Annotated in this window: 22 protein-coding genes; 9 read left to right on the forward strand and 13 right to left on the reverse strand. The window is 63.0% G+C overall.

Annotation, left to right across the window (positions count from 1 at the left end):
* From sdhD to ACR65T_RS14050, 3 genes are all read left to right on the forward strand, one after another.
* Nucleotides 1-363 (forward strand): succinate dehydrogenase, hydrophobic membrane anchor protein (gene sdhD, locus ACR65T_RS14040; protein WP_434497056.1); only part of this gene is annotated, 363 nt, incomplete at its 5' end.
* Nucleotides 364-369: 6 nt separating this feature from the next.
* Nucleotides 370-2,220 (forward strand): succinate dehydrogenase flavoprotein subunit, encoded by a 1,851-nt coding sequence (sdhA, locus tag ACR65T_RS14045; protein ID WP_434497057.1) that lies wholly within the window; start codon nt 370-372, stop codon nt 2,218-2,220.
* Between the two features lies 1 nt (nt 2,221).
* A complete protein-coding gene (locus ACR65T_RS14050; protein ID WP_434497058.1) occupies nt 2,222-3,001 on the forward strand; it encodes a succinate dehydrogenase iron-sulfur subunit in 780 nt (259 codons plus the stop codon).
* Between the two features lie 7 nt (nt 3,002-3,008).
* Here ACR65T_RS14050 and ACR65T_RS14055 read toward each other — a convergent pair whose 3' ends face one another.
* A complete protein-coding gene (locus ACR65T_RS14055) occupies nt 3,009-3,767 on the reverse strand; it encodes a hypothetical protein (protein ID WP_434497059.1) in 759 nt (252 codons plus the stop codon).
* A 117-nt stretch (nt 3,768-3,884) separates the two neighbouring features.
* Here ACR65T_RS14055 and ACR65T_RS14060 point away from each other — a divergent pair, with 117 nt between their 5' ends.
* Nucleotides 3,885-4,280: a hypothetical protein gene (locus ACR65T_RS14060; protein WP_434497061.1), complete on the forward strand. Its 396-nt coding sequence runs from the start codon at nt 3,885-3,887 to the stop codon at nt 4,278-4,280.
* Nucleotides 4,281-4,319: 39 nt separating this feature from the next.
* A complete protein-coding gene (locus ACR65T_RS14065) occupies nt 4,320-5,354 on the forward strand; it encodes an aspartate-semialdehyde dehydrogenase (RefSeq protein ID WP_434497062.1) in 1,035 nt (344 codons plus the stop codon).
* Here ACR65T_RS14065 and ACR65T_RS14070 read toward each other — a convergent pair.
* The 4 genes from ACR65T_RS14070 to ACR65T_RS14085 all read right to left on the reverse strand — a co-directional run bounded on the left by ACR65T_RS14070 (nt 5,351) and on the right by ACR65T_RS14085 (nt 10,668).
* Nucleotides 5,351-6,307: a sodium:calcium antiporter gene (locus ACR65T_RS14070; protein ID WP_434497063.1), complete on the reverse strand. Its 957-nt coding sequence runs from the start codon at nt 6,305-6,307 to the stop codon at nt 5,351-5,353. The genes ACR65T_RS14065 and ACR65T_RS14070 overlap by 4 nt on opposite strands.
* A gap of 4 nt (nt 6,308-6,311) precedes the next feature.
* Nucleotides 6,312-7,196, reverse strand: coding sequence for an outer-membrane lipoprotein carrier protein LolA (locus ACR65T_RS14075; protein WP_434497064.1), 885 nt, complete (start codon nt 7,194-7,196; stop codon nt 6,312-6,314).
* A gap of 69 nt (nt 7,197-7,265) precedes the next feature.
* Nucleotides 7,266-9,740, reverse strand: coding sequence for a DNA translocase FtsK (locus tag ACR65T_RS14080; protein WP_434497065.1), 2,475 nt, complete (start codon nt 9,738-9,740; stop codon nt 7,266-7,268).
* 82 nt (nt 9,741-9,822) lie between these two features.
* Nucleotides 9,823-10,668 carry a YihY/virulence factor BrkB family protein gene (locus tag ACR65T_RS14085; RefSeq protein WP_434497066.1) on the reverse strand — a complete coding sequence of 282 codons (846 nt, stop codon included), beginning with the start codon at nt 10,666-10,668 and terminating at the stop codon, nt 9,823-9,825.
* 60 nt (nt 10,669-10,728) lie between these two features.
* Between ACR65T_RS14085 and ACR65T_RS14090 the strand changes: the two genes are divergently transcribed.
* Nucleotides 10,729-11,136, forward strand: coding sequence for a lysozyme inhibitor LprI family protein (locus tag ACR65T_RS14090; protein WP_434497067.1), 408 nt, complete (start codon nt 10,729-10,731; stop codon nt 11,134-11,136).
* A gap of 27 nt (nt 11,137-11,163) precedes the next feature.
* Here the strand turns inward: ACR65T_RS14090 and uvrC are convergent, their stop codons facing one another.
* Nucleotides 11,164-13,149 carry an excinuclease ABC subunit UvrC gene (uvrC, locus tag ACR65T_RS14095; protein ID WP_434497068.1) on the reverse strand — a complete coding sequence of 662 codons (1,986 nt, stop codon included), beginning with the start codon at nt 13,147-13,149 and terminating at the stop codon, nt 11,164-11,166.
* A gap of 179 nt (nt 13,150-13,328) precedes the next feature.
* Between uvrC and ACR65T_RS14100 the strand changes: the two genes are divergently transcribed.
* Nucleotides 13,329-14,438, forward strand: coding sequence for a calcium:proton antiporter (locus ACR65T_RS14100; protein ID WP_434497069.1), 1,110 nt, complete (start codon nt 13,329-13,331; stop codon nt 14,436-14,438).
* Between the two features lie 20 nt (nt 14,439-14,458).
* Nucleotides 14,459-15,100: a glutathione S-transferase family protein gene (locus ACR65T_RS14105; RefSeq protein ID WP_434497070.1), complete on the forward strand. Its 642-nt coding sequence runs from the start codon at nt 14,459-14,461 to the stop codon at nt 15,098-15,100.
* Between the two features lie 43 nt (nt 15,101-15,143).
* Here the strand turns inward: ACR65T_RS14105 and ung are convergent, their stop codons facing one another.
* Nucleotides 15,144-15,812 (reverse strand): uracil-DNA glycosylase, encoded by a 669-nt coding sequence (gene ung, locus ACR65T_RS14110; RefSeq protein ID WP_434497071.1) that lies wholly within the window; start codon nt 15,810-15,812, stop codon nt 15,144-15,146.
* Between the two features lie 122 nt (nt 15,813-15,934).
* Between ung and ACR65T_RS14115 the strand changes: the two genes are divergently transcribed.
* The gene (locus tag ACR65T_RS14115; protein ID WP_434497072.1) at nt 15,935-16,609 is read left to right on the forward strand and encodes a hypothetical protein; all 675 of its coding nucleotides are present in this window, start codon (nt 15,935-15,937) and stop codon (nt 16,607-16,609) included.
* A 75-nt stretch (nt 16,610-16,684) separates the two neighbouring features.
* On the opposite strand, the gene tolB is transcribed toward ACR65T_RS14115, so the two are convergent.
* The 6 genes from tolB to haoB all read right to left on the reverse strand — a co-directional run bounded on the left by tolB (nt 16,685) and on the right by haoB (nt 22,935).
* Complete coding sequence (tolB, locus tag ACR65T_RS14120; protein WP_434497073.1) at nt 16,685-18,004, reverse strand: Tol-Pal system beta propeller repeat protein TolB; 1,320 nt, start codon at nt 18,002-18,004, stop codon at nt 16,685-16,687.
* 247 nt (nt 18,005-18,251) lie between these two features.
* Nucleotides 18,252-19,406, reverse strand: coding sequence for a cell envelope biogenesis protein TolA (locus ACR65T_RS14125; protein WP_434497074.1), 1,155 nt, complete (start codon nt 19,404-19,406; stop codon nt 18,252-18,254).
* An 11-nt stretch (nt 19,407-19,417) separates the two neighbouring features.
* Nucleotides 19,418-19,867 (reverse strand): ExbD/TolR family protein, encoded by a 450-nt coding sequence (locus ACR65T_RS14130; protein WP_434497075.1) that lies wholly within the window; start codon nt 19,865-19,867, stop codon nt 19,418-19,420.
* A gap of 192 nt (nt 19,868-20,059) precedes the next feature.
* On the reverse strand, nt 20,060-20,803 hold the full coding sequence (gene tolQ / locus ACR65T_RS14135; protein WP_434497076.1) for a protein TolQ: 744 nt from the start codon (nt 20,801-20,803) through the stop codon (nt 20,060-20,062).
* Nucleotides 20,804-20,926: 123 nt separating this feature from the next.
* Nucleotides 20,927-21,499 (reverse strand): hypothetical protein, encoded by a 573-nt coding sequence (locus tag ACR65T_RS14140; protein WP_434497077.1) that lies wholly within the window; start codon nt 21,497-21,499, stop codon nt 20,927-20,929.
* 467 nt (nt 21,500-21,966) lie between these two features.
* Nucleotides 21,967-22,935, reverse strand: coding sequence for a hydroxylamine oxidation protein HaoB (gene haoB, locus ACR65T_RS14145; RefSeq protein ID WP_434497078.1), 969 nt, complete (start codon nt 22,933-22,935; stop codon nt 21,967-21,969).
* Nucleotides 22,936-23,017 lie beyond the last annotated feature (82 nt).

The following is a 23,017-nucleotide window of genomic DNA, read 5'->3' on the forward strand; positions in this document are numbered from 1 at the left end:
GCTCTCAAGCGCGTGCGCGGGCTCGGTTCTACCCGCAGCGGCACCGAGACCTTCTGGCGGCAGAGGGTCACGGCCATCGCCAATATCCCGCTGGTGATTTTCCTCATCCTCGCCCTCGTCACCCATATCGGCGCCGATTACGGGACGATGCGCGTGTTCATCGCTCGTCCGCTGGTTGCGCTTGCATTTCTCGCCCTCATCATTTCAGCCGCGATCCATATGCGCATTGGGTTGAAAGAGATCATCGAGGATTACGTGCACGGCGGCGCCAAAATGATCGCCATATTGCTCGCGACCTTCTTCGCCGCAGGCGTTGGCCTCGCCTCCATCGTCGCCATCTTGAAGATCAGTTTCGGAAGCTGAGAGTTCATGCCGCAAGACGCCACCCCCCAAGACGCAACGCCGCACAACGTGCCGAAGATCAATGGCCGCGCCTATCCCATCACCGACCACGCCTATGACGTGGTGGTAGTCGGCGCAGGCGGCTCGGGCTTGCGCGCCGTGGTCGGCTGCAGCGAGGTCGGCCTGAGGACAGCCTGCATTACCAAGGTCTTTCCCACCCGCTCGCATACCGTGTCGGCGCAAGGCGGCATCGCAGCCGCGCTCGGCAATATGGGCCCCGACGACTGGCGTTGGCACATGTATGACACGGTTAAGGGTTCCGACTGGCTCGGCGACCAGGACGCCATCGAATATATGTGCCGCAACGCCCCGCCCGCCGTTTATGAGCTGGAGCATTGGGGGGTTCCCTTCTCGCGCACGAGCGAAGGCACGATCTATCAGCGTCCGTTCGGCGGGATGACGACGGACTTCGGCAAGGGCCCGCCGGCGCAGCGCACCTGCGCGGCGGCCGATCGCACCGGCCACGCGATGCTCCATACGATGTACGGACAGGCGCTGAAGCTCGACACGAAATTCTTCGTCGAATTTTTCGCGCTCGATCTCATCATGGATCAGGACGGCGCCTGCCGGGGCGTCGTGTGCCTGAAGATCGATGACGGGACAATTCACCGTTTTCGCGCCGCGCTCACCGTGCTCGCGACCGGCGGCTATGGCCGCATCTATCTCTCGGCCACTTCCGCTCACACCTGCACGGGCGACGGCAACGCCATGGTGCTGCGCGCCGGGCTGCCGCTGCAGGACATGGAGTTCGTGCAGTTTCATCCGACGGGGATCTATGGCGCGGGCTGCCTGATCACCGAAGGCGCGCGCGGCGAGGGCGGCTATCTGACGAACAGCGAAGGCGAGCGCTTCATGGAGCGCTACGCGCCCTCAGTGAAGGATCTCGCGCCGCGCGACATGGTCTCGCGCGCGATCACGATGGAGGTGCGCGAGGGCAGGGGCGTCGGCAAGGAGAGGGATCACGCCTATCTGCATCTCGAGCATCTTGATCCGGCGATCCTGCATGAGCGCCTGCCGGGCATTTCCGAAAGCTCGATGGTTTTCGCCGGCGTCGACGTCACGCGCCAGCCGATTCCGATCATACCGACCGCGCATTACAACATGGGCGGCATACCGACGAATTTTCACGGCGAGGCGCTGCGCAAGCGTAACGGCAATCCCGACGAGGTGGTTCCGGGCCTGATGGCGCTCGGCGAAGGGGCCTGCGTCTCGGTGCATGGCGCCAATCGACTGGGCTCCAACTCGCTTATTGATCTCGTCGTCTTTGGACGCGCCGCGGCGCTGCGCGCCGCCGAACTCATCAAGCCGAACGATGCGCAGCCGGAACTCCCTGCGGGTTCGGCCGATCTCGCGCTGTCGCGGCTCGATTTTTTCCGCAACGCCAATGGCTCCGCGCCCACCGCGGCCTTGCGCGACAGGATGCAGCGCACGATGCAGTCGCACTGCGCCGTCTATCGCACCGGCGAGGTCCTCGCCGAAGGCGTCGAACAGATCAACGCCGTCTGGCGCGACGGCGCCGACGTCAAGGTCGCCGATCGCTCGCTGACCTGGAACTCCGATCTGATCGAGACGCTGGAATTCGACAACCTGATCGTTCAGGCGGTCACGACGATGGAGAGCGCCGCCAATCGCACCGAGTCGCGCGGCGCGCATGCGCGCGAGGATTTCCCGAACCGCGACGACAAGAACTGGATGAAACATACGCTGGCGACGATCGACCGCGAGAGGAAAACCACCTCAATCGATTATCGCCCGGTGCACAGCTACACGATGACCAATGAGGTCGCTTACGTCGAGCCGAAGGCGCGGGTGTATTAAGATGGTCGAATTCGCCCTCCCCAAGAACTCTGTCGTCGACGAAGGCAAGACGTGGCCCAGGCCCGAAGGGGCCGAGCGCCTGCGCGAATTGCGCATCTATCGATGGGACCCTGACGACGGCGCCAATCCGCGCCTCGACACCTATTTCATCGACGTTGACGACTGCGGACCGATGGTTCTCGACGCGCTGATCTGGATCAAGAACAAGATCGATCCGACTTTGACTTTTCGTCGCTCCTGCCGCGAGGGCATTTGCGGCTCGTGTTCGATGAATATCGGCGGTCTGAACACGCTCGCCTGCACCAAGGGCATGGATGAGATCGACGGCGTGATCAAAATCTATCCGCTGCCGCATATGGCGGTGGTCAAGGATCTCGTGCCCGATCTGACGATCTTCTATGAGCAATACGCCGCGATCCAGCCCTGGCTGCAGGCCGGACCCGCCCCAGAGACGGAGCGGCTGCAGTCGCCGGAACAGCGCGCCAAGCTCGACGGGCTCTACGAATGCATCCTGTGCGCCTGCTGCTCGACCGCCTGTCCAAGCTATTGGTGGAACGCCGATCGTTTCCTGGGCCCCGCGGCGCTGCTGCAGGCGTTCCGTTGGGTGCAGGACTCGCGCGATGAAGCGACGACGGATCGCGTCTCCTATGTGGACGATGTTTTCCGCCTCTACCGCTGCCACACGATCATGAATTGCACCCAGGTCTGCCCGAAGTCCCTGTCGCCGGCGAAGGCGATCGCGGAACTCAAAAACATGGCCATCGCCCAGGACGAAGCGTAAGCGGCGGTCACATGTGCGAGATCGCCGCGCCGTGAGGCTTATCGGCGGTCGCGGCGCGCCGGCGCAATTTCGTCAGCGACGCGATATGCAACAATATCCACAACGGAACAAGGAAAGCGGGAACGAGCACGAGGGGGAATATGGTGATCAGCACGTTCGGCTGGTCGAACGCCGTGACCTGAATCCTTGATGGCGAACTGGCTATGCCGGTTGCGACGGCGATGATGAGGTCTGTGAGGCCGAGGATGTTCCACCACATGACCAGATCTGGATACACGCGCGGCGCGCGCGCATAGGCGGCCGCAATGACCCCAGCAAGAACGCCGACGAGCAGGTCGCCGACTCCTGCGGGCCAGGCGAATACGCCGGGCATCTTGCCCATTGCATAGAGGACCAAGAAAATTCCGCCGAGCACACGAAAGACTTGAACGCCCACGAGCCATTGCTGAGGTATCGCGTCGATGATCAGGCTGACTGTCGGCGATCGCCAGATCAGCCACGCGCCGATGATAATCGGCGTAAAAAGCGCGTATTGGATCGTAGGCATTGTGCCTGGGGCTGCGTGATAAGCGCCGAGCCACGCTGAGACGGTCGCCGCCAGGAACCAGCCGATGAGCGCGATCGCGAAGGCGATCAGCACCTTGTCACGGTCGCGCGCCGTCCATGGGGGCGTTTGAAGCGCCATGCGCAACCCGAGAAGGATCAGCACGATGATCGAGACGGCGCTGGCAAGCGTTAGGACGGTGAGAAGGACTGAGACGTTCATCGCGTGCCTCAAGCTGCCTGATTCCCGCGGAAGTTAATTAGGGCGACCAGGACCAGGACAAACTGCCGGGCTGGCCCGCCTTGATCCCGCCGCGCCGCCGGTTTAGGAGGGGGTCAAATGTTCACGGAGATTTGCGCCATGTCGACCTGCGCTCGTCTTTCTTTCGGCCCGCTCCTTTGCGCCGCTTTCCTGATCGCGGCCGGGCCCCAGGTCGCCTCGGCGCAGCAGCTTCAGGTCGATCCCGGAGCGCTGGACGCCTCGGGGTCCGTAACGGCGCAGCCGAAAGCCAAGAGAGCGAAGGCGCAGCAGTCCCCGCGCGCCGGCGCCGGCCAGCAGCAGCAGGGAGGCGCCGGCGACCGCCAGTTCGGCGAGCTTGAAGGCTGGTCGCCCGGCAAGGCGCCGCCCGGTGGAAAGCAGAAGGAGAAGGAAGGCGAGGCGGCGAGCCTGCCGAAGGGCGGATTGCCCATTGGCGTGTCGCCCTCGGGCAATATGTCCGTCGGCCTCCCATTCTAAAAATCTCAGGCGCCGGCGTTCGTCGGTTGGAGTTTGAACATGGCGTATAAGGTCGCGGTCGTCGGCGCTACGGGCAACGTAGGCCGCGAGATGCTCGATATTCTCGCCGAGCGCCGCTTCCCGGTTTCGGAAGTCGTTGCGCTGGCGTCATCGCGTTCGATCGGCACGGAAGTCTCCTTCGGCGACAGGACGCTGAAGTGCAAGGCGCTCGACTCCTATGATTTCTCCGACGTCGACATCTGTCTCATGTCGGCGGGCGGCTCGGTCGCGAAGGAATGGGCGCCCAGGATCGGCGCGCAGGGCTGCGTCGTCATCGACAATTCTTCGGCCTGGCGCATGGACCCTGACGTGCCGTTGGTTGTGCCGGAGGTGAACGCCGGCGCGGCGGCGGGATTTTCCAAAAAGAACATCATCGCCAATCCGAACTGCTCGACGGCGCAGCTCGTCGTCGCGCTGAAGCCTTTGCACGACGCCGCGACGATCAAGCGCGTCGTCGTCTCGACCTATCAGTCGGTCTCCGGCGCGGGCAAGGAGGGCATGGACGAACTCTTCGCGCAGACCCGTTCGGTGTTCGTCGCCAACCCCGTCGAAGCGAAGAAATTTCCCAAGCGCATCGCCTTCAATTTGATTCCGCAGATCGACGTCTTCATGGAGGACGGCTTCACCAAGGAAGAGTGGAAGATGGTCGCGGAGACAAAGAAGATTCTCGACCCCAAGATCAAGCTTGTCGCCACCTGCGTGCGCGTGCCGGTCTTCATCGGCCATTCGGAAGCGGTGAACATCGAATTCGAAAAGCCGATCTCGGCGGACGAGGCGCGTAACATTTTGCGCGCGGCGCCGGGCGTGCTGGTGATCGATAAGCCCGAAGCCGGCGGCTACATCACGCCGCATGAAGCGGCCGGCGAAGACGCCACCTATGTCTCGCGCATTCGTACCGACCCGACCGTCGATAACGGGCTGGTTCTGTGGTGCGTTTCCGACAATCTGCGCAAGGGCGCGGCGCTCAACGCCATTCAGATCGCCGAAACGCTGTTGAACCGCAAACTGCTGGCGCCAAAGAAGAAGGCGGCTTAACGCCCAAAGCCGATCACCGCCGCGAGATAGGCCGCGTAGACGGCGAGCAGCGCCACGCCGCGCCACGGACGGTAGACGCCGCTGCGCGGCGGATAAACCAGCGCGAGCGCGATCAAGCCGGCGATGAGAGCCGGCGCCGCCTCCAATTCGGATGTTTGGATCGGCGTAATGGCGCCGGCCACCCCGATGATGAACAGCCCGTTGAAGATATTGCTTCCGAGTAGGGCGCCAAAGCCGACGTCGTCTTGTCGGCGAATGCGCGCCATCAGCGCAGTGGCGAGCTCGGGCGTCGAGGTGCCCACCGCGACCAGAGTCGCGCCGACGATGAAATCGCTCAAGCCAAATCGCTGAGCGATCTTGCTCGCCCCAAAGACAATGAGACTTCCGGCGGCGATCAGCAGCGCGAGCCCGATTGAGGTTTCGAACAGAGCGCGCAAGAAGCCGGAAGACGTCTCCAGCGGGGCTGGCGCCGCGCGCCGCTGCTCGCGCGCCTCCAGCATGACACTCGCGAACCATAGCGCGAAGCCGCCCATGAGGATCGCGGCCTCCAGACGAGACAGTGATCCATCGATCAGCATGATGCTGAGCGCCACAGGCGCCGCAACGGCGACGGCAAAATTCCGCGTCACCTGGGCGCGGATAATGGCGAGCGGCCCGAACAGCAACGCGACGCCGAAGATCAGCGCCAAATTGGCGACATTGCTGCCGAGCGCGTCGCCCAAGGAGATTTCCGGCTCTCCCGCCAGCGCCGACTGGATGGCGACGGTCAATTCCGGGCTTGATGTGGCGAAAGCGGCGACGGTCGCGGCGATGATGCTTGGCGCGATGCGGGCGACGCGGGCGATCCCGACTGTGCCGCGCACGAACAGCTCGCCGCCGCCCGTGGCGCAGAGCAAACCCAGCGCCAGCGCCAGATAGGGGATCGCGGTCGAAATCGAATTCGCCGACGGCAACGGCTTATTTGTTGATCTTGAACAGCGTCGGATCCGGCACTTTCGCCTGGTCGATATTGAAGACCGAGATCAAAGTCTCATAGCCTTGTGGGTCCTTCACCTGCCACTGCTTCAATTTGAAGGTCTTGGGGTCGAAGATCAGACGCACGTGGGACGTGCCGCCGAAGGTCGCCTTGTCCTCGATAGCGATGGTGACGCCGGAATCATCGATCTTCACATCCTCGAGGGTGACGTCCTTTTCGAGGTCGATCTTATCCTTCATCAGGAATTTGAGCGGCGTCTGGGTGATGAAGTAGAGATCCTGCGTGTTGAGCTTGCGGTCGCGCACCGCGACCTGCGCGCCATCGGCGACGACCTCCATCGTCGCCGGCTGGGCGTATTCGAAGCGAACGCGGCCGGCGCGCTGCACGTGAAGCTTGCCTTCCGAACGTTTGCCGTCGCCGCCGATCTGCACGAAATCGGCGGTCATCACCGGCGAGGCGTTGAAAAAGGCGTTGGCGCGCTTAACCGCCTCAGCGCGGGTGAGCGGCTTCTCCGGCTCCGGCGCGGGCGCAGGCGCGATCGTGACGGCGGCAGAGGCGGGTCCCTGCGCTGATGGCTTGGCGCCCTTCTTCCCGGCTGATGGGGAATCTGCAGGCTTCGCCTCGCCGGGCTTGGCCGTCACGGGCTTAGCGTCGGCGCCCTTCTCTTCAGCAGGCTTGACCTCAGCCGATTTGGACGTTGCCTGCGCGGGATTGACTTCGGCTGGCTTCGCCTCCGCTGCTTTACTCTCCATCGCCGCCGGAGCACTCCCCTGCGACGGCCGCGGGGTGCGCGCGATATTCGCAGCGGCGGCCGGGACGGCGAATGAAAGCGCGGCGAGCAGGGCGGCAAAATGAACGTATTTCACGGCGGGTTCCGATTCTGGAAAGCTGTCGCCGTCTTCCTAGCATAAGTTGGCGGAAATGGGGGCGAAGCCTTACTCCGCCGCCTCGATGTCGAAGGCGCCGCGATCGACGCCGCCGCCGACGAGAATTTCGCGCTTTCCGGCGTGGTTAGGCGCTGAGACGACGCCTTCCTGCTCCATGCGTTCGACGAGCGAAGCGGCCTTGTTGTAGCCGACCGAGAGCCGGCGCTGGATGTAGCTCGTCGAGCACTTCTTGTCGCGCAGCACGATATTGACGGCGCGGTCGTAAAGGTCGCCGCCTTCCTCGGCGTCCATCGAGCCGGGCAGGGGCGCTTCGCCGTCTTCGCCAGCATCATCCTCGACGGTGATGGCGTCGAGATATTGCGGCGCGCCTTGCGTCTTCACATGGGCGACGATGTCCTCGACTTCGTGGTCGGACACGAAAGGCCCATGCACGCGCGAGATGCGGCCGCCGCCCGCCATGTAGAGCATGTCGCCCTGGCCGAGCAGCTGCTCGGCGCCCTGTTCGCCCAGAATCGTGCGGCTGTCGATCTTGGAGGTCACCTGGAAGGAGATGCGCGTCGGGAAATTCGCCTTGATCGTGCCGGTGATGACGTCGACGGAGGGACGCTGCGTCGCCATGATCAGATGAATGCCGGCGGCGCGCGCCATCTGCGCCAATCTCTGAATCGCGCCCTCGATGTCCTTGCCCGCGACGAGCATGAGATCCGCCATCTCGTCGACGATCACGACGATATAAGGGAGCGCGGAGAGCGTCATCTCCTCATGCTCGAAGATCGCCTCGCCGGTCTCGCGGTCGAAACCGGTCTGCACCGTGCGGGTGATCGTCTCGCCTTTGGCCTGCGCGTCGGCGACGCGGGCGTTGTAGCCGTCGATGTTGCGTACGCCGAGCTTCGACATTTTCTTGTAGCGATCCTCCATCTCGCGCACCGCCCATTTGAGCGCCACGACCGCCTTTTTCGGGTCGGTGACGACGGGCGTCAGCAGATGCGGAATGTTGTCGTAGACGGAGAGCTCCAGCATCTTCGGATCGACCATGATGAGCCGGCACTCTTCGGGCTTCAGCCGATAGAGCAGCGACAGGATCATCGTGTTGATCGCGACCGACTTGCCGGAGCCGGTGGTGCCGGCGACCAAAAGATGCGGCATCCGGGCGAGATCGACGATCACCGGCTCGCCGCCGATCGTCTTGCCCAGCGCGATGGCGAGCTTGTGGTTGGAGCGGGTAAAATCCTCGCAGGCGATGAGTTCGCGCAGATAGACCATCTCCCGACGCTGGTTCGGCAGTTCGATGCCGATGGCGTTGCGCCCTGACACGACGGCGACGCGGGCGGAGATGGCGGACATCGAGCGGGCGATGTCGTCGGCGAGGCCGATGACCCGCGAACTCTTGATGCCGGGCGCCGGCTCCAGCTCATAGAGCGTGACCACGGGCCCGGGGCGGACGTTGATGATGTCGCCCTTGACGGAAAAATCCTCGAGCACGCCCTCAAGCAGCCGCGCGTTGTGTTCGAGCGCCTCTTGCGGGAGCTTGACGCCGCTCGGTTGTTTCTTCGGCTCGGCGAGAAGGGCCAGGGGCGGCGTCTCATAGCGCGTATTGAAGCGGGGCTGCGCGGCGCGGGCGGGCGCGCGCGTCCTGCGGGGCGCGGGCGGAGCGGCCGCGGGCGCATAGGGCTCCTCGTCGAGATCGCGGGGCTGCGTTGGCGGAAAGGCAGGGTAAAGGTCCAGGTCCTCGAAGGTCGGCTCGACGCGCGGATAGCGCGGCGGCGGCGGCCGGTCCGTCGTCGTGGCGCGACGTCTGAACTTTGCGGCGGCGCGCAGCATCCAGGCTTTCGACGCCAGTCCAAGATGAATGAGCGCGCCGAGCGAGATCAACGCGACGCCAGGCTCGCCGCCGGCGTCGTCGTCATCGTCGGCGCCCGGTCGAATCTTCGCGTCATCTTCAGAGGACCGGCTGCGCATATCCGCTTCGGATTCGAAGCCCAGCCCGGCTGCGCCGGTCACGGCGAGGATCGCGACGAGAGCGGCGCCGACGCCGAAGAGCGCGGTCAGGACGCCCGAGCCGGCGAAGATCAACCGCGGAACAGTAAGGATGGCGTCGCCGGCGACGCCGCCGAGGCCGGTGGGCAGCGGCCAGCGCTCGGTCGCGGGCAGAAGCGACGCGGTCGCGGCGGTTGCGAAAACGCCGAGGACACAGAGTCCGACGCGCAGCATCACGCGGCCGATCCGGCGACGTCTCATGAGACGCAATCCCTGGGTCGCGATCGGCACGATGGCGGCGATCGCCCCGAAGCCGACGAGTTGCATCAACAGATCGGAGACGATCGCGCCCGGTCCGCCGAGCAGGTTGCGGACGTGGCCCGAGGTCGCGTGGTTGAGCGAAGGATCGCGGGCGGACCAGCTGACGAGCGCCAGTGTCAGCGCGCCGGCGCTTACGAGCAAGGCGGCGCCCAGGATTTCCGCCAGCCTGCGCGCCGCAAACTCGCGAAGCTGCTCGGTAAAATGGCCCCTTGCATGGCTGCGCATATGAAGAGAAGCCTCGCTTGATCGCAGCGCCGCCAACGGCGCGCGGATGCGGGCAGCGTAAAAAATCTCGGTTAAGGTGCGCTTAAGCCCGGTTCTTCGGGTTCTTGCCGCCCGCCACGACTGTCTGATTGAGCTCGGCGCCATAAATGAAGATCGCCGCCAGCATTTGCAGAAAAACGATGGCGATGACGATGGAGGCGAGGCCGGCGTACATCGAAATATAGCTGCTGGCGTATCGCGCAAGATAGGCGCCGAAGCCGACGCCGAGCGCGAGCGATGCGATGAGCGTCAGCGCGATGCCGGGCGCGATGACCTTGAAGCTGCGCCGTTCCGCAGGCAAGAACTTGTGAGCCGCGAAAAGCGCAATCGCCAATAGGCCGGTGGTGACGCCATAGCGCACAGGTTGGAAGAGCGGCTCGAGATCTTGGGCGATGAGCGGCGCATATCGTTCCGCAATCGTCCATGCGAGCGGCCCCAGCACCAGCAGAATGGCGACGGCGAGAAGCGCCGCCGCGCCGAGGAAGACGTAAAGAATTGATTCCAGACGTGAGAGCCACCAGGAGCGCGTTTCCTTGACGTCATAGGCGCGGTTCAGGGCGACGCGAAGCGCCTCGACTCCGCTCGAGGCGAAATAGATGGCGAAGACCGCGCCCAGGGTCAGCAGTCCGCCGCGCGGCTGCGTCAGCACATTGCGGATTTGGTCCGAAATCGGCCCGGCCACGCTCGCCGGCCATGTTTCGAAGAGGAGTTTTCTCGCGGCTTCCGCTTCGCCCCGCAGGCCGAAAAAGCCCGCAAGCGCCGTCAGAAAGATGAGGAACGGAAAGAGCGAGGTCAGGATGGATAGCGCAATATAGCTCGCGATCGCCCAACCATCGTCGCGGTTAAACTTGAGATAGGCGTCATAAAGGTGCCGAAAAAATTTTCGCATGCCAAGCCATGATAGCGTGCCGACCGGGAATGGCGATGGCGCAAGGGAGTGAATCCGTCGATGAGAAGCTTTCCTTTACGGCGCGCCGCCGCCATCTGCGCGGCTTTTGTCGTTCTGGCGCATTCGACGAGCTGGGCGAAGGACTGCGACGGTCGCGGCTCTCAGACTGACCTCAATCTGTGCGCGGGAGAGAATTTCAAACAGGCCGACGCGAAACTCAACGCCGTCTACGCCAAATTGCTGAAAAAGATCAGCGCGGCGGGGCAGTCAAAATTACGGGAGGCGCAAAAATCCTGGATCGCCTACCGGGATGCGCAATGCGCCTTCGAGACTCTGGGGACGATCGACGGCAGCATTCACAGCATGGTCGTGGCGCAATGTCTCGCGGATGTGACCGAGCAGCAGACGAAACGGTTGCAGCATCAGCTCACCTGCGAAGAAGGCGACGTCTCCTGCGGCGGTCAGTAGCGCGCTGTTCACTGGCTTCGACCGGCGCTACTCGCGCTGAAAATGCTCATAGACGAGCCGCGCCGTCGTCTTGTTGACGCCGGGGACCTTCTCCAGATCCGAAAGCGCGGCTTTCGAGACAGCCTTCGCCGACCCAAACGCCAGGAGCAGCGCGCGTTTGCGCGACGGTCCGACGCCGGCGATCTCGTCGAGTGGATTCTTGATGAATTCCTTCTTGCGCCGTGCGCGATGCGTGCCGATCGCGAAGCGATGCGCTTCGTCGCGCAGGCGCTGCACAAAGTAGAGCGCCGGATCGTGCGGCGGCAGGCGAAACGGCTCGCGACCTTCGACGAAGAATGTTTCGCGCCCGGCGTTGCGGTCGGCGCCCTTGGCGATCGACGCGATCGCCACGTCTTCGACTCCTAGCTCGCGTAACACGTCCCGCGCGACGTCGAATTGGCCGCGTCCGCCGTCGATCAGGATGAGATCCGGCTTTGCTGGAAAGGCATCGCACTCCTGGTCCTTTTCGCCTTCCTTTGCGAGCCGCGCGAACCGTCGCGTCAGCACCTCGCGCATCATGCCGAAGTCGTCCCCCGGCGTGATCCCCGCGCTTCTGATGTTGAACGTGCGGTAGTGGGCTTTCATGAATCCGGCGGGGCCCGCGACGATCATCGCGCCGATCGCCTGCGCGCCGCCGATGTGGGAATTGTCGTAGACTTCGATACGGCGCGGCGTGGCGGCCAGACCAAAAGCCTGGCCAAGCGCCGCGAGCAGGCGCTGCTGGCTTGCGTCCTCGGCGAGCTTGCGCCCGAGCGCCTGCCGCGCATTCTGAAGCGCGTGGTCCACGAGTTCGCGCTTCTCGCCGCGCTGCGGCGCGAGCACTTCGACGCGGCGGCCAAGCCGCGCGGTCAACACTTCTTCAAGCAGCGCGCTGTCCTCGATCGGATGGGAGAGAAAGACGCAGCGCGCCGAAGGGTGCTCCTGATAGAACTGCGCGAGAAAGGCGTCGAGGACTTCCGCCTCGGACAGCGTCGCGTCGGCGCGGGGGAAGTAGGAGCGATTGCCCCAGTTCTGATAGGCGCGAAAGAAGAACGCTTCGACACAGAAGCGTCCGGCGTCCTTGGCGATGGCGAAGACGTCGGCTTCCTCGACGCTGCGCGGATTGATCCCCTGCGCGCCTTGAACGGCTGAGAGGGCCGAAATTCGGTCGCGCAGCCGCGCCGCGCGCTCGAATTCCAGCCGCTCGGAAGCTTCGGTCATTTCGCGCGCCAGCTGTTCGCGGACGTTGCGACTTTTGCCAGAGAGGAAATCCCGCGCCTCTCGCACGAGCTCGGCGTAGTCTTCCGTGGAGATTTCGCCGGTGCATGGGCCCGAACAGCGTTTGATCTGATAGAGCAGGCATGGACGCGTGCGATTGTCATAGAAGCTCTGCGTGCAGGACCGCAGAAGAAAGGCGCGCTCCAGCGCATTCAGCGCCCGATTGACCGCCCAGACGCTGGCGAAGGGACCAAAATAGTCTCCTTTTCGCGCGCGGGCGCCCCGGTGCTTCAGGATCTGCGGCGCAGTGTGATCCATGGCGATCAGAATATAAGGGAAGGACTTGTCGTCGCGCATCAGCACGTTGAAGCGCGGCTTCATCTGCTTGATGAGATTGGCTTCCAAGAGCAGCGCGTCGGTTTCGGTCTCGACCGAGATGAACACCATCGTCGTCGTCGCCGAGATCATCCGCGCAATGCGGTTCACATGACCTGCGAGGCGCGTATAGCTCGCGACGCGCTTGCGCACGTTTTTTGCCTTGCCGACGTAGAGCACCTCGCCACTTTCGGCGATCATGCGATAGACGCCGGGTCCGTTCGGCGCGTGCCGCCAATGCTTCTTGATGACGTCGACGCCGCGCTTGACGCTTTCGGGCGTCTCGGGCGTCTCGGCTCCCGTATCGCACGGCTCCGCCTCTGCCTCGGCCGTGGCGTCGGGCGCGTCAAAGACGTCGTCTTCCTCGGGGGGAAGATCGCGCGGATTTGCGTGAGCAGTCATTCACCTAGATCTATTCGCCGCCGGCCGCGATGGAAAGAGTCGCGAGAGGCGACCGGCCGGACCAAAGAGCTGTGTAGAACCTCGAGCCCGCGCGCATTTCCCTGGAGCGCCGCCTTGCGCCCGCCTGTCCGTCTGGCCACAGTCCTGCAAAGCTTGGGCTGCGACGATCAGGGGACGGCATGCAGGCGGCAAGGATCACCGTTGGCGCGGTCCTGTTTCCGGCGCTGGCGCTGGGGCTGGCCGGCGTTTTTCTGTTCGGCGAGCGCTGGATCTTGCAAATTCCGGCGTCCATCGATTTCGTTCCGCCGACCCTTGCGGCGGTCTCGTTGATCGGGGCCGTCTTCGCCGCCTTGCAGCACGCCGAAATTCTCGGGGCCAAGACGGGCGAACCCTATGGGACGCTTGTGCTCACGATCGCCGTGACAATTATCGAGGTCGCGATCATGGCCTCGATGGTCGAATATGGCGAAGAGGACCCGACAGAAGCGCGCGAGGCGGTTTTCTCCGCGATCATCATCGTTTGCAACGGCCTTGTCGGCCTCTGCCTTCTGCTCGGCGGCTTCCGTCACCACGAGCAGGAACTCCAGCCGATGGCGACGAGCGCCTATCTGGCCATCCTGATCGCTCTTTCCGTTCTTACGCTCATTCTGCCCGATTATACGACGTCGAGCTACGGACCTACTCTGTCTACAATTCAGCTCATTTTCGTCAGCGTTCTGTCGGTGCTGCTCTATGGCGCGTTTCTCTTCATTCAGACGGTGCGGCATCGGTCCTACTTTATTGACGTGCATGTCGCCGCCGTGGGCCACGGCGAGGCGAAGCCTTCGCGCGCGGTGACGATATTCGCGGTTGTGGGACTGGGCGCCAGCCTGCTTGGCGTCTCGCTTCTCGCGGAGCGCGTCATTCCCGGTCTTGAAGAGGCGCTTCGCTGGGGAGGCGTCGACGACGTGAACCGGGTGACTGGCGCGGCCGTGGCGATGTTGGTCCTGCTCCCCGAATCGCTGAACTCGATCCGCGCGGCGACGCGCAACGCGCTTCAGACAAGTCTCAATGGCGCGCTCGGCTCTGTCGTCGCGACGATCGGGCTTACCGTTCCCGCCGTGGCGCTGCTGAGCGTCGCGACGAACCGGGAGATCGTCTTCGGTCTCGAAAAACGCGACACCGTCTTGCTACTGCTGACATTGCTGCTCAGCGTTGTAAGCTTCGGCGCCGGCCGCACGAATCTCATGACCGGGCTGGTGCATCTCGTCGTTTTCGCGACATATATTTTTCTGTTGTTTGTGCCCTAATCTTCACGCAAAGAGCGCCAATGAACGATGATAATCTGATCTTGTATTACGCGCCGCGCACGCGCGCCTCGGGCGTGTTGACCCTGCTTGAGGAACTCGATGTTCCTTACGATCTGCGCGTGTTGAATTTCCAGCTCGGCGAACAACGCAAGCCGGAATATTTCGCCGTCAATCCGCTCGGAAAAGTGCCGGCCATCGTTCACAATGGCGCGCTCGTGACCGAGCTCGGCGCGATTTTCATCTATCTTGCCGACGCTTTTCCACAGAAAGATCTCGCGCCGGCTATTGGCGACGCCTTGCGCGGGCCTTATCTGCGCTGGCTCGTGTTCTACGGTTCGGCGTTCGAGCCTGCGATCGTTGATCGTTCGATGAAGCGCGAGCCGGCGCCTGCGAGCAGAAGTCCCTACGGCGATTTCGATGGCGTCATGGCGCTGATCAACGCGCAATTGGCGGCTGGCCCCTATCTCTTCGGCGAGCGCTTCACCGCCGCCGACATTCTTTGGGGCGCTGCCTTGCGGTGGACGGTCGGCTTCGGCCTTGTTCCCGAAACCGAGCAAATCTCCGCCTATGTCGAGCGCGTGACGTCGCGTCCATGCTTTGCGCGCGTCGCGCAGACCGACGAAGAGCTGCTCAAGATTCATGAAGCGGCGGCGAGACGATGAGGTGTCCGCCGAAGGCGAAGGACTCGCGCACGACGTATAAGTCTCACCAATCGATCGGCGTTTCACCGTGTGCGATCAGGTAATCGTTCGCCTTCGAGAAATGCTTGCAGCCGAAGAAGCCATTGTTGGCCGAAAGCGGCGACGGATGCGCGCATTCGAGCACGAGATGTTTGCGCCGATCGATCCCGGCGCCCTTGCGCCGGGCATAGGCGCCCCACAGCATGAAGACGACGGCTTCGCGTTCGCGCGATAGCGCGTGAATGGCGGCGTCGGTGAATTGCTCCCAGCCCTTGTTCTGGTGCGAGCCGGCGGCGTTCTCGCGCACGGTGAGCGTGGCGTTGAGGAGCAGCACGCCCTGGCGCGCCCAGCGTGAAAGATCGGGATCGCGCGAAACCGGACGGCCGAGATCGGCTTCGATTTCCTTGAAGATGTTCTGGAGCGAGGGCGGCGGCGGCGTCGTCGCGCCGACGGCGAAGCAAAGGCCGCAGGCCTGGCCGGCGCCGTGATAGGGGTCTTGCCCCAGAATGACGGCTTTCACCGTGTCGAATGGACACTCGTCGAAGGCGCGAAAAATCTGCGACGCCGGCGGATAGATCCGGCCCGCGACATATTCGCCGCGAACAAATTCCCGCAGCTCGCGGAAATAGGGCTGGTCGAATTCCGCAGCGAGATGTTTGCGCCAGCTTTCTTCCAGACGGACGGGTTTGGTCATTTGAAGCAAGATCGCGGTTGTCGACAGGAGGCGTTCGCTTGGGAGATAAAGCCAACATGCGATATAATGCCAGCATGGGGTTGTGAATAACATTTGGTGTTGTTGCTGCCTGGAGGCGGCCCATGGCGAAAGAAGTTTCCCGAAGCGAATCGCTGATTGCGGGCGCAGGCTGGCTGGCGTTGATTATTGGCGGGCTCATCGCCGCGCCGTATGTCGTCGGCTACGGAATCGCGTTCGGAGGATATGTTCCCTATGGAGTCGTCTGCAATACAAAAGACGATCTGTTTTCTGGACGGATTGATCCGCGCGATTACGCAACTTTCCTCATGAATCGCGGATGCGACTACAACGCGGAGATAACGCGCATCCTCGTCGATCCAACCTTCGAAGACGTCGATGCGCATAGGGTCATAGGCATCATAAAAGGCGGCGCCACACCCGACAACTCCGCTCACGAAATTTTGGTGGCGGATGTCGTAAAAGGCGTCAGCAGGACCTTCAAGGCTCCCGAAACTGAAGATTCATGTGGGAGAGGTGAAGCGTCTGCTTATTGTGCTTCGAACCGCTTCTGGGGCGACGACATCATCTCGAGTTTTTTCGCGAAGGTTTCCGCCGCTTACCTCACGTACTTTTTGCCGAGAATGTCCGACGCTATTTTCGATGGCGCGAACTTGCTTATCAATTTCAGTCGTTTGGGGACGGTTTTCGGCGCCGGATTGTTTGTTGGATATGCGCTTGTTATCGGGATCGTCAGCGGATTTGCGATCCGGATGGTAGGCTCGATCATGAAAGGCTAGTTTTTGCAGCCGCAAGCGCTGGCGGAGCATTTGCGTTTACCGCTCATCCTCCGCAGGTTCTCGTGGCCTGCCGCCTCAATCCTGCAGCGGTCCCCAGGCGGGATCGCTCGCATAGCCTGGCGTCGGCACCTGAGTCTCCGAACGGCCGAAAACGTCGACCATATAGATTTTTGGTCCGCCGCCGCCGGAGGAGTCGCGAAAGAACATCAGGAAGAGACCGTTGGGCGCCCAGGTCGGCCCTTCATTGTGAAAGCCCTCGGTAAGAATGCGCTCGCCGGAGCCGTCGATCTTCATGACGCCGATCGCGAAATTGCCGCCGCTCTGCTTGGTGAAGGCGATGTAGTCGCCCTTCGGCGACCAGACGGGAGTCGAATAGCGGCCGCCGCCGAATGAAATGCGCTTCGCCTCGCCGCCATGCGCGCCCATGACATATATCTGCTGCGACCCGCCGCGGTCGCTCTCGAAGACGATGTGCGCGCCATCGGGCGAATAGGAGGGCGCGGTGTCGATGGCGGAGGTGTCGGTCAGACGCGTCGTCGTGCGCGAGCGCAGATCCATCGCATAAAGATTGGTCGTCGAGCCCTGCGCCAGCGACATGATGATCTTCTGTCCGTCGGGCGAGAACCGCGGCGAGAAGGTCATGCCCGGAAAATTGCCGACCACTTCGCGCTGGCTGTTCTCGATATTCATCAACAGGACTTTCGGGTCGCTGTCGGCGCCAAACGACATGTAGGTGACGTCGAGCGAGTTGGGCGAAAATCGCGGCGTGACGACGAGTTCATCGCCGCGCGTCAAAAAGCGCACATTCGCGCCGTCCTGATCCATCATGGCGAGGCGCTTGCGGCGCCTGTCCTTTGAGCCGGTTTCGTCGACGAAGACGACGCGTGTGTCGAAGAAGCCTTTTTCGCCAGTGATGCGGGAAAAAACCGCGTCGGAGAGGAGGTGCGCGACGCGCCGCATATTGGCGGCCTCGGTGACATATTGCTGGCCCGCGACTTGTTCACCCGTCGTCACGTCGAAGAGTCGGAACTCCGTTTTCAGCCTGCCGTCGCCGGCGCGTTGGGAACGACCCGTGAGGACAAATTGCGCGTTCACCGCCTTGAAGGCGGCGAGATAGGGCGCGGCGTCCGGCGGCGCGGCGTTTGCTGGCAATGCGCCCGGGTCGATCGGATTCAAGAACACCGAGCGCTTGAAGTTATTGAGCGTCACCGAGGTCACGGTGCGCGCGGCGTCGTCGCCGACGAAAGGCGGGACGGCGATATTGACCGGCTGAAAGCCGCCGCCCTTGAGATCGATGATGCGTCCGGCGCGCGCCAGAGAAGCGGGAAGGAAAGGGGCGAGCGCGGCGCCGGCGAGGAGGCCGGCGGCGGCGCGGCGGGTGATGCAGCGTGTCATGGGCGATATCTTTCAAGCATCGGCGTGAAGAAAGCGTAGCGCTTTGCCGCGATGGACGAGGTTGTTGGATGCGGCCTTTCAGTCCCCTCCCTGTCCCTCCCCCGCTTCGCTTCGCTCGCAGGAGAGGGGACGCTCACGATCAGCGTTTGCACGAGGCCGATGAAGCGCAGAGTTTGCTCCCTCTCCCGCGAGAGCGGGGGAGGGTTGGGGAGGGGGTGAAGCCTTTCGCCACGAACGAACCAGTTCACTAATTCGCGTCCTGGAAGCGGATGGTGACTTCGTGCAGCGCCTCTTCGTAATAGGGCATGAACTCGGGCGGTATCCGCATCGGGCTGCAACGGCGCACCGCCTGCATCGCCTGCTCGCCGCGGGCGTGTTCGGTCGGGCTCGCCGAGGCGTTGAGCAGTTTCGGACGCCCTTCGAGTTCGCCTTCCGGCGAAAGATGGAACTCGACGATCGGCGTGTAGGTCTGCCCGCCGAGCGACAGACCGGACGCCCAGCAAGGATAATAGTGATCGTGGATGTAGGCGGCGATGCGCGCCTCCATCGAAGCCGACATCCTTGCGGCTGCTCCCGTTGGCGCGCCGAGCGCCGCCGCCTGCGTCGCTCGCCCGGTCGCGGCCTTGCGTTGCGGCGCTTCGCGGCTCAGCAATTTCGAGATGCTGGCGGCGTCGAATTTCGACTTCGGCGCATTCTCTTCGCCCGACTTCGGCTTCGACTCCTTGACAGCCTTTTCGGCGAGTTCGCCGATCGATGTCTCGGGCTCAGGCTTGTCTTGCTGCTTCTTGCGATCGAGGAGCTTCGCCACCTCGTCGATCTTGAGCCGCTCTTTCGGTTTCTCCGTGGCAGCCGCGTCCTTTGCCGTGTTGTCCGGCTTCGTGCGGGCGGGCGGCTTTGGCTTCACGACTTCCGCCTCGTCCGGCTCCTTTTTCTCCGGCTCTTTCTTCTCCGGTTCCGGGGCGGCGGCTTTAGGCTTTGCCGCCGGTTTCGGCTCGGGCTGTTTTTCGACAGGCTTTGGCGGCGGCTCCGGCTTGGGCGGCAGCGCGGCGACTCGCTTGGGCGGCGTCGGCGGCGCATCGTCGGCGGTTGGCTGCGGCAGCGGACGCGCTAAGGGGGGCGGCGTCGCAATGTCCTTCTTCGCCTGCGCGAGCGGCGGCTCGGGCTTCGTCTCCGCTTCCGGCGCGACCTTGTCGACGCGCGGCGTGGGCTTGATCTCGCGCGCGGTTTTCTCGCCCTTCATGATCTGCGTGAGTTCGCTGTCGGTGACGAGGTCGACCGGAACCATCTCCACCGCATCATCGAATTTCCGGGCGTCGGAAAACAGGACGAACGCCGCCAGAAGCAATCCCGCGTGGATCGCCGAGGAGAGAGGAAAACCAGGTTCGGAGCGCGAAATTTTCACTTCCGCTCAGCTCACTTCTTCTCCTGCTCCGTCACCAGCGCGACCTTTTTGTAGCCGGCGCTTATGACAAGCGACATCACTTCGGCGACGCGGCCATAGTTCACCGCCTTGGAGCCGCGCACATAAATGCGTTCGTCGAACCCCTGCTTGGCCGCTTCCTTCAGCCTGTCGAGCAGCTGCGTCGTCTCGACCGGCTGATCCATCAGGAACACCTGTCCCTTCTCGTCGATGGCGATCGAGACCGGCTTCTGATCGATGTTGAGCGCGCCGGCCTTGGTCTGCGGAAGATCGACGGCGACGCCGGTGGCGAGCAGCGGCGCCGCCACCATGAAGATGATGAGCAGCACCAGCATGACGTCGATGAACGGCGTCATGTTGATTTCGGCCATGGCGCCGTAGCGCGGCACGCCGCGCCGCCGCCTGCCGCCCTTGCGTCCCGGGGTCGAGAGGGAAGCGCCCATGCTCAGCGCTCCTTTTGTGGTGTGGCGTACACCCTCTCCCAGGGGGAGAGGGTCGGTCCGCAGGACCGGGGTGAGGGGAAACGCGCTTGCCGGAGAGGCTCGAAACCCCTCACCCGGCCGCTCCGCGGCCACCCTCTCCCAACGGGAGAGGGTTTCGCGCCGCAGCTTTGCGCATGAAATCTCATCGTCATCTTACGCCGCGCGATCGCGGTTCGACGAGGCCGTGTGCTGGTCGATCTGCCGCGACAGGATCGCGGAGAACTCGTCGGCGAAGCTTTCCATCCGCGCCTGCGCCTTGGCGACGTCGCCCTGCATCTTGTTGTAGGCGATCAGCGCGGGAATGGCGGCGAAAAGACCGATCGCGGTGGCGAGCAGCGCCTCGGCGATGCCGGGCGCGACGACGGCGAGCGAGGTGTTTTTCGAGGCCGCGATCGAGCGGAACGACGTCATGATGCCCCACACGGTGCCGAAGAGGCCGACGAAGGGGCCGGCGGACGCCACGGTGGCGAGCACGAGCAGATTGGATTCAAGCTTCTCCACCTCGCGGGCGATAGAGACGTCGAGCACCTTCTCGATACGCGCCTGCAGTCCCATGAAGGAGGCGCTGGCGCCCGCCTGGAAGGAGCGCTTCCATTCCCGCATGGCGGCGACGAAAAGCGTCGCCACGCCGGTCTGCGGCCGCTCGGAGAGCTTGCCGTACAGCTCCTCGAGCGAATTGCCCGACCAGAAGTTTTCCTCGAAGCGGTCCATCGAGCGGCGCATGCGCGCGAAGAGCAGCGTCTTGTCGATGATGATCGCCCAGCACCACACCGAGGCGGCGAGTAGTCCGATCATGACGATCTTGACGACGATATGCGCGCCCCAGAACATGCTCCAAATCGTGATGTCGGCGGCGGGAGCGGCGAGAGGGCTCGCGGCGATCTCGGCTGGATTCATGATTTGTCCTTGAGTCGGCAGGCGTTCTGCGGCGGCTTTGGCTGCGACGCCCGGTCTATCGCCTGCAATTTCGCCATTTGTGGGGCTGCGGTGCGGCGCACAACAAATCATAGGGCTGGGGCATTAACAAGCCGTAAGGCTTAAGCGACGTTTGGAGGGGGGCGGCGCTGTCATACGGGCCCGCCTCGCGCTTGCGATGGGCTTGCCGAGTGAACTCCAAGCGCGGTCTATGAGATTTCGCCGGCCGACGATCAACTCTTGGGCGGAAAATCCCGCACTGTTTAAAGTGTTATTCGCCAGAGAGCCCGACGCCTCCACCTTCGAGCGAAGGCGCCAGGCGTGGTCGTTAGGGGCAGGTTCCCCAAATAACGCCCGACCAGATGGGGTTGGATTACTGTCGATATACACTGAAACCTTCACGCCATGCGGGATAAAGCTTCCGCATGTCTCGCCGCAGACCTTTATGCTGGCGCTGATCGGAATGCTCAGCGGGATCGTGATGCACTTGGTTCCAATCACGGGAATATCGACGCAAAGCTGATGCGTCTGCTGATTGTAGCTTCCTTTCACGCAGAACTTTATGCCCAGCGCCAGAACATTGGGCAGGAGCGCCTGAAACTCCGAAGCGCCGCCCGGCGCGGCGAAGCCTGTGACCGTAAAATCAGGAACTTGATTGGATGATGGATCATTCGCCATAGTAGAAGCCTCCTTGCAATTACAGTTTGACATCAGTGTTACTCCAACGAGAACACAGTCGAGGCTAACTCATTCTAAAATGAAAGAGAATGTAAACATTTTTACAGTAAAATGAAATTTATAGTTGTATATGTAAACATTAATGATTTTATCTACTGTAAACAATATTGGTAAAAGCCATTTTAAACCGGTTATGGCTCACTAATCGGGCGTCGCATGCGCATTCGGACGATCTGTTTGGAGAAGCGCGCAATGGGATTGCGCGCGGCGAAGAGAAGCTGTCGGATTGGCCCCAACGCGTGCTCAGCAGAAAGACGGAAATTGCCCTTGGAGCGTTGAAGGCATGGCGATTACACGAGTCGCGAACGCCGCGCGGATGAATTCGTGTGATGGGGGCGAGTGTTCATCGGCCATCTTGGCGACCTTAGGCCAAGACGGACGGACATCGCGCTGCAATTGCTGACCGACTAATCGTTGAGCCGGTAGATCCACCACCCCTTGTGTTGATAGACGAGGGAAAGTCGCGTGAGGGGGGAGGGCAGGGAGGTGGAGAACGGCAATAGCCGCGCAATCAGCCTGTCGCCGTCGCGCTTGCGCTGGAAATAATGCAGCCGCGTGGCGCCGCCCATCGGTTCGACGGCGAAGCCGCCTTCGATCTTTTGATCGCGCATCCATTGTTGCGCGGATTTGATGAGACCGTGCGAAACGCCGGTCGCGGCGAAATCCTTAAAGGCGATGGAGAGCTGTTGCGGCCGTGCGGCGGCGAGCATCCACGCGTCCGAAATGCGCACGGCGACATAGGCGGGCTTGCCGTCGGCCAGCTTTTTCAAGGCCTCGCTCGCGCGCGCCTCATCGGAGTCGAGCAGCGCGTCCATGAAACGCGTGAAGCTGTTCGCTGACGAGGTCGGGACTCCTGCCCCCCATCGCGCGCGCTCTGCCGCTCCCGCAGCCGACCAGGCGGCGGGCAACAGAAGTCCGCGCGCTTCGGCGTCGTCGAGCGGCGCTTCGCGTCCTGCGACAAGCCGGATCGCGCGCGAGAAGTCCCACCACGCCAGCACGACGGCGTCCTGTGGCGTATGCTCGCGGATTGCGGCAAGAACCTTCGCCGCATCGGCTGCGGAAACATCCGCGAAGAAGATCGGCTCCGTCACCTGAGTGCGCCACACAAGCGGCGTCAGCCGGCCCGCATCGTCGCGCGCGACGACGCCGGTGGCGATAGGGCGGCGCTCGTCCTTCGCCGAGACCTCGATCTGCTGGAGGCGCTCGGGCGTTAGTCCGAAGCCTTCGACATCCTTCGCCGCTTCCGCCGAGATCGGCGTGAGCCGCGTTTCAAACGGCGCGGTTGGATTGAGCCCGGCGTAAATCGCCCAGCCGAGCAGGGCGAAGCCGAAGACGATGAGGGCGACGCCGGCGATGAGCCGAATGCGGGGAGTCATGCGCGTCCACTGTCAGAGGTCATTGCCGCACCCGAATGTCATTCCCGCGAAAGCGGGAATCCAGAGCAACAGCCAAATGCTT

It is taken from the genome of Methylocystis sp., from assembly GCF_051061285.1.
Taxonomy (GTDB): domain Bacteria; phylum Pseudomonadota; class Alphaproteobacteria; order Rhizobiales; family Beijerinckiaceae; genus Methylocystis.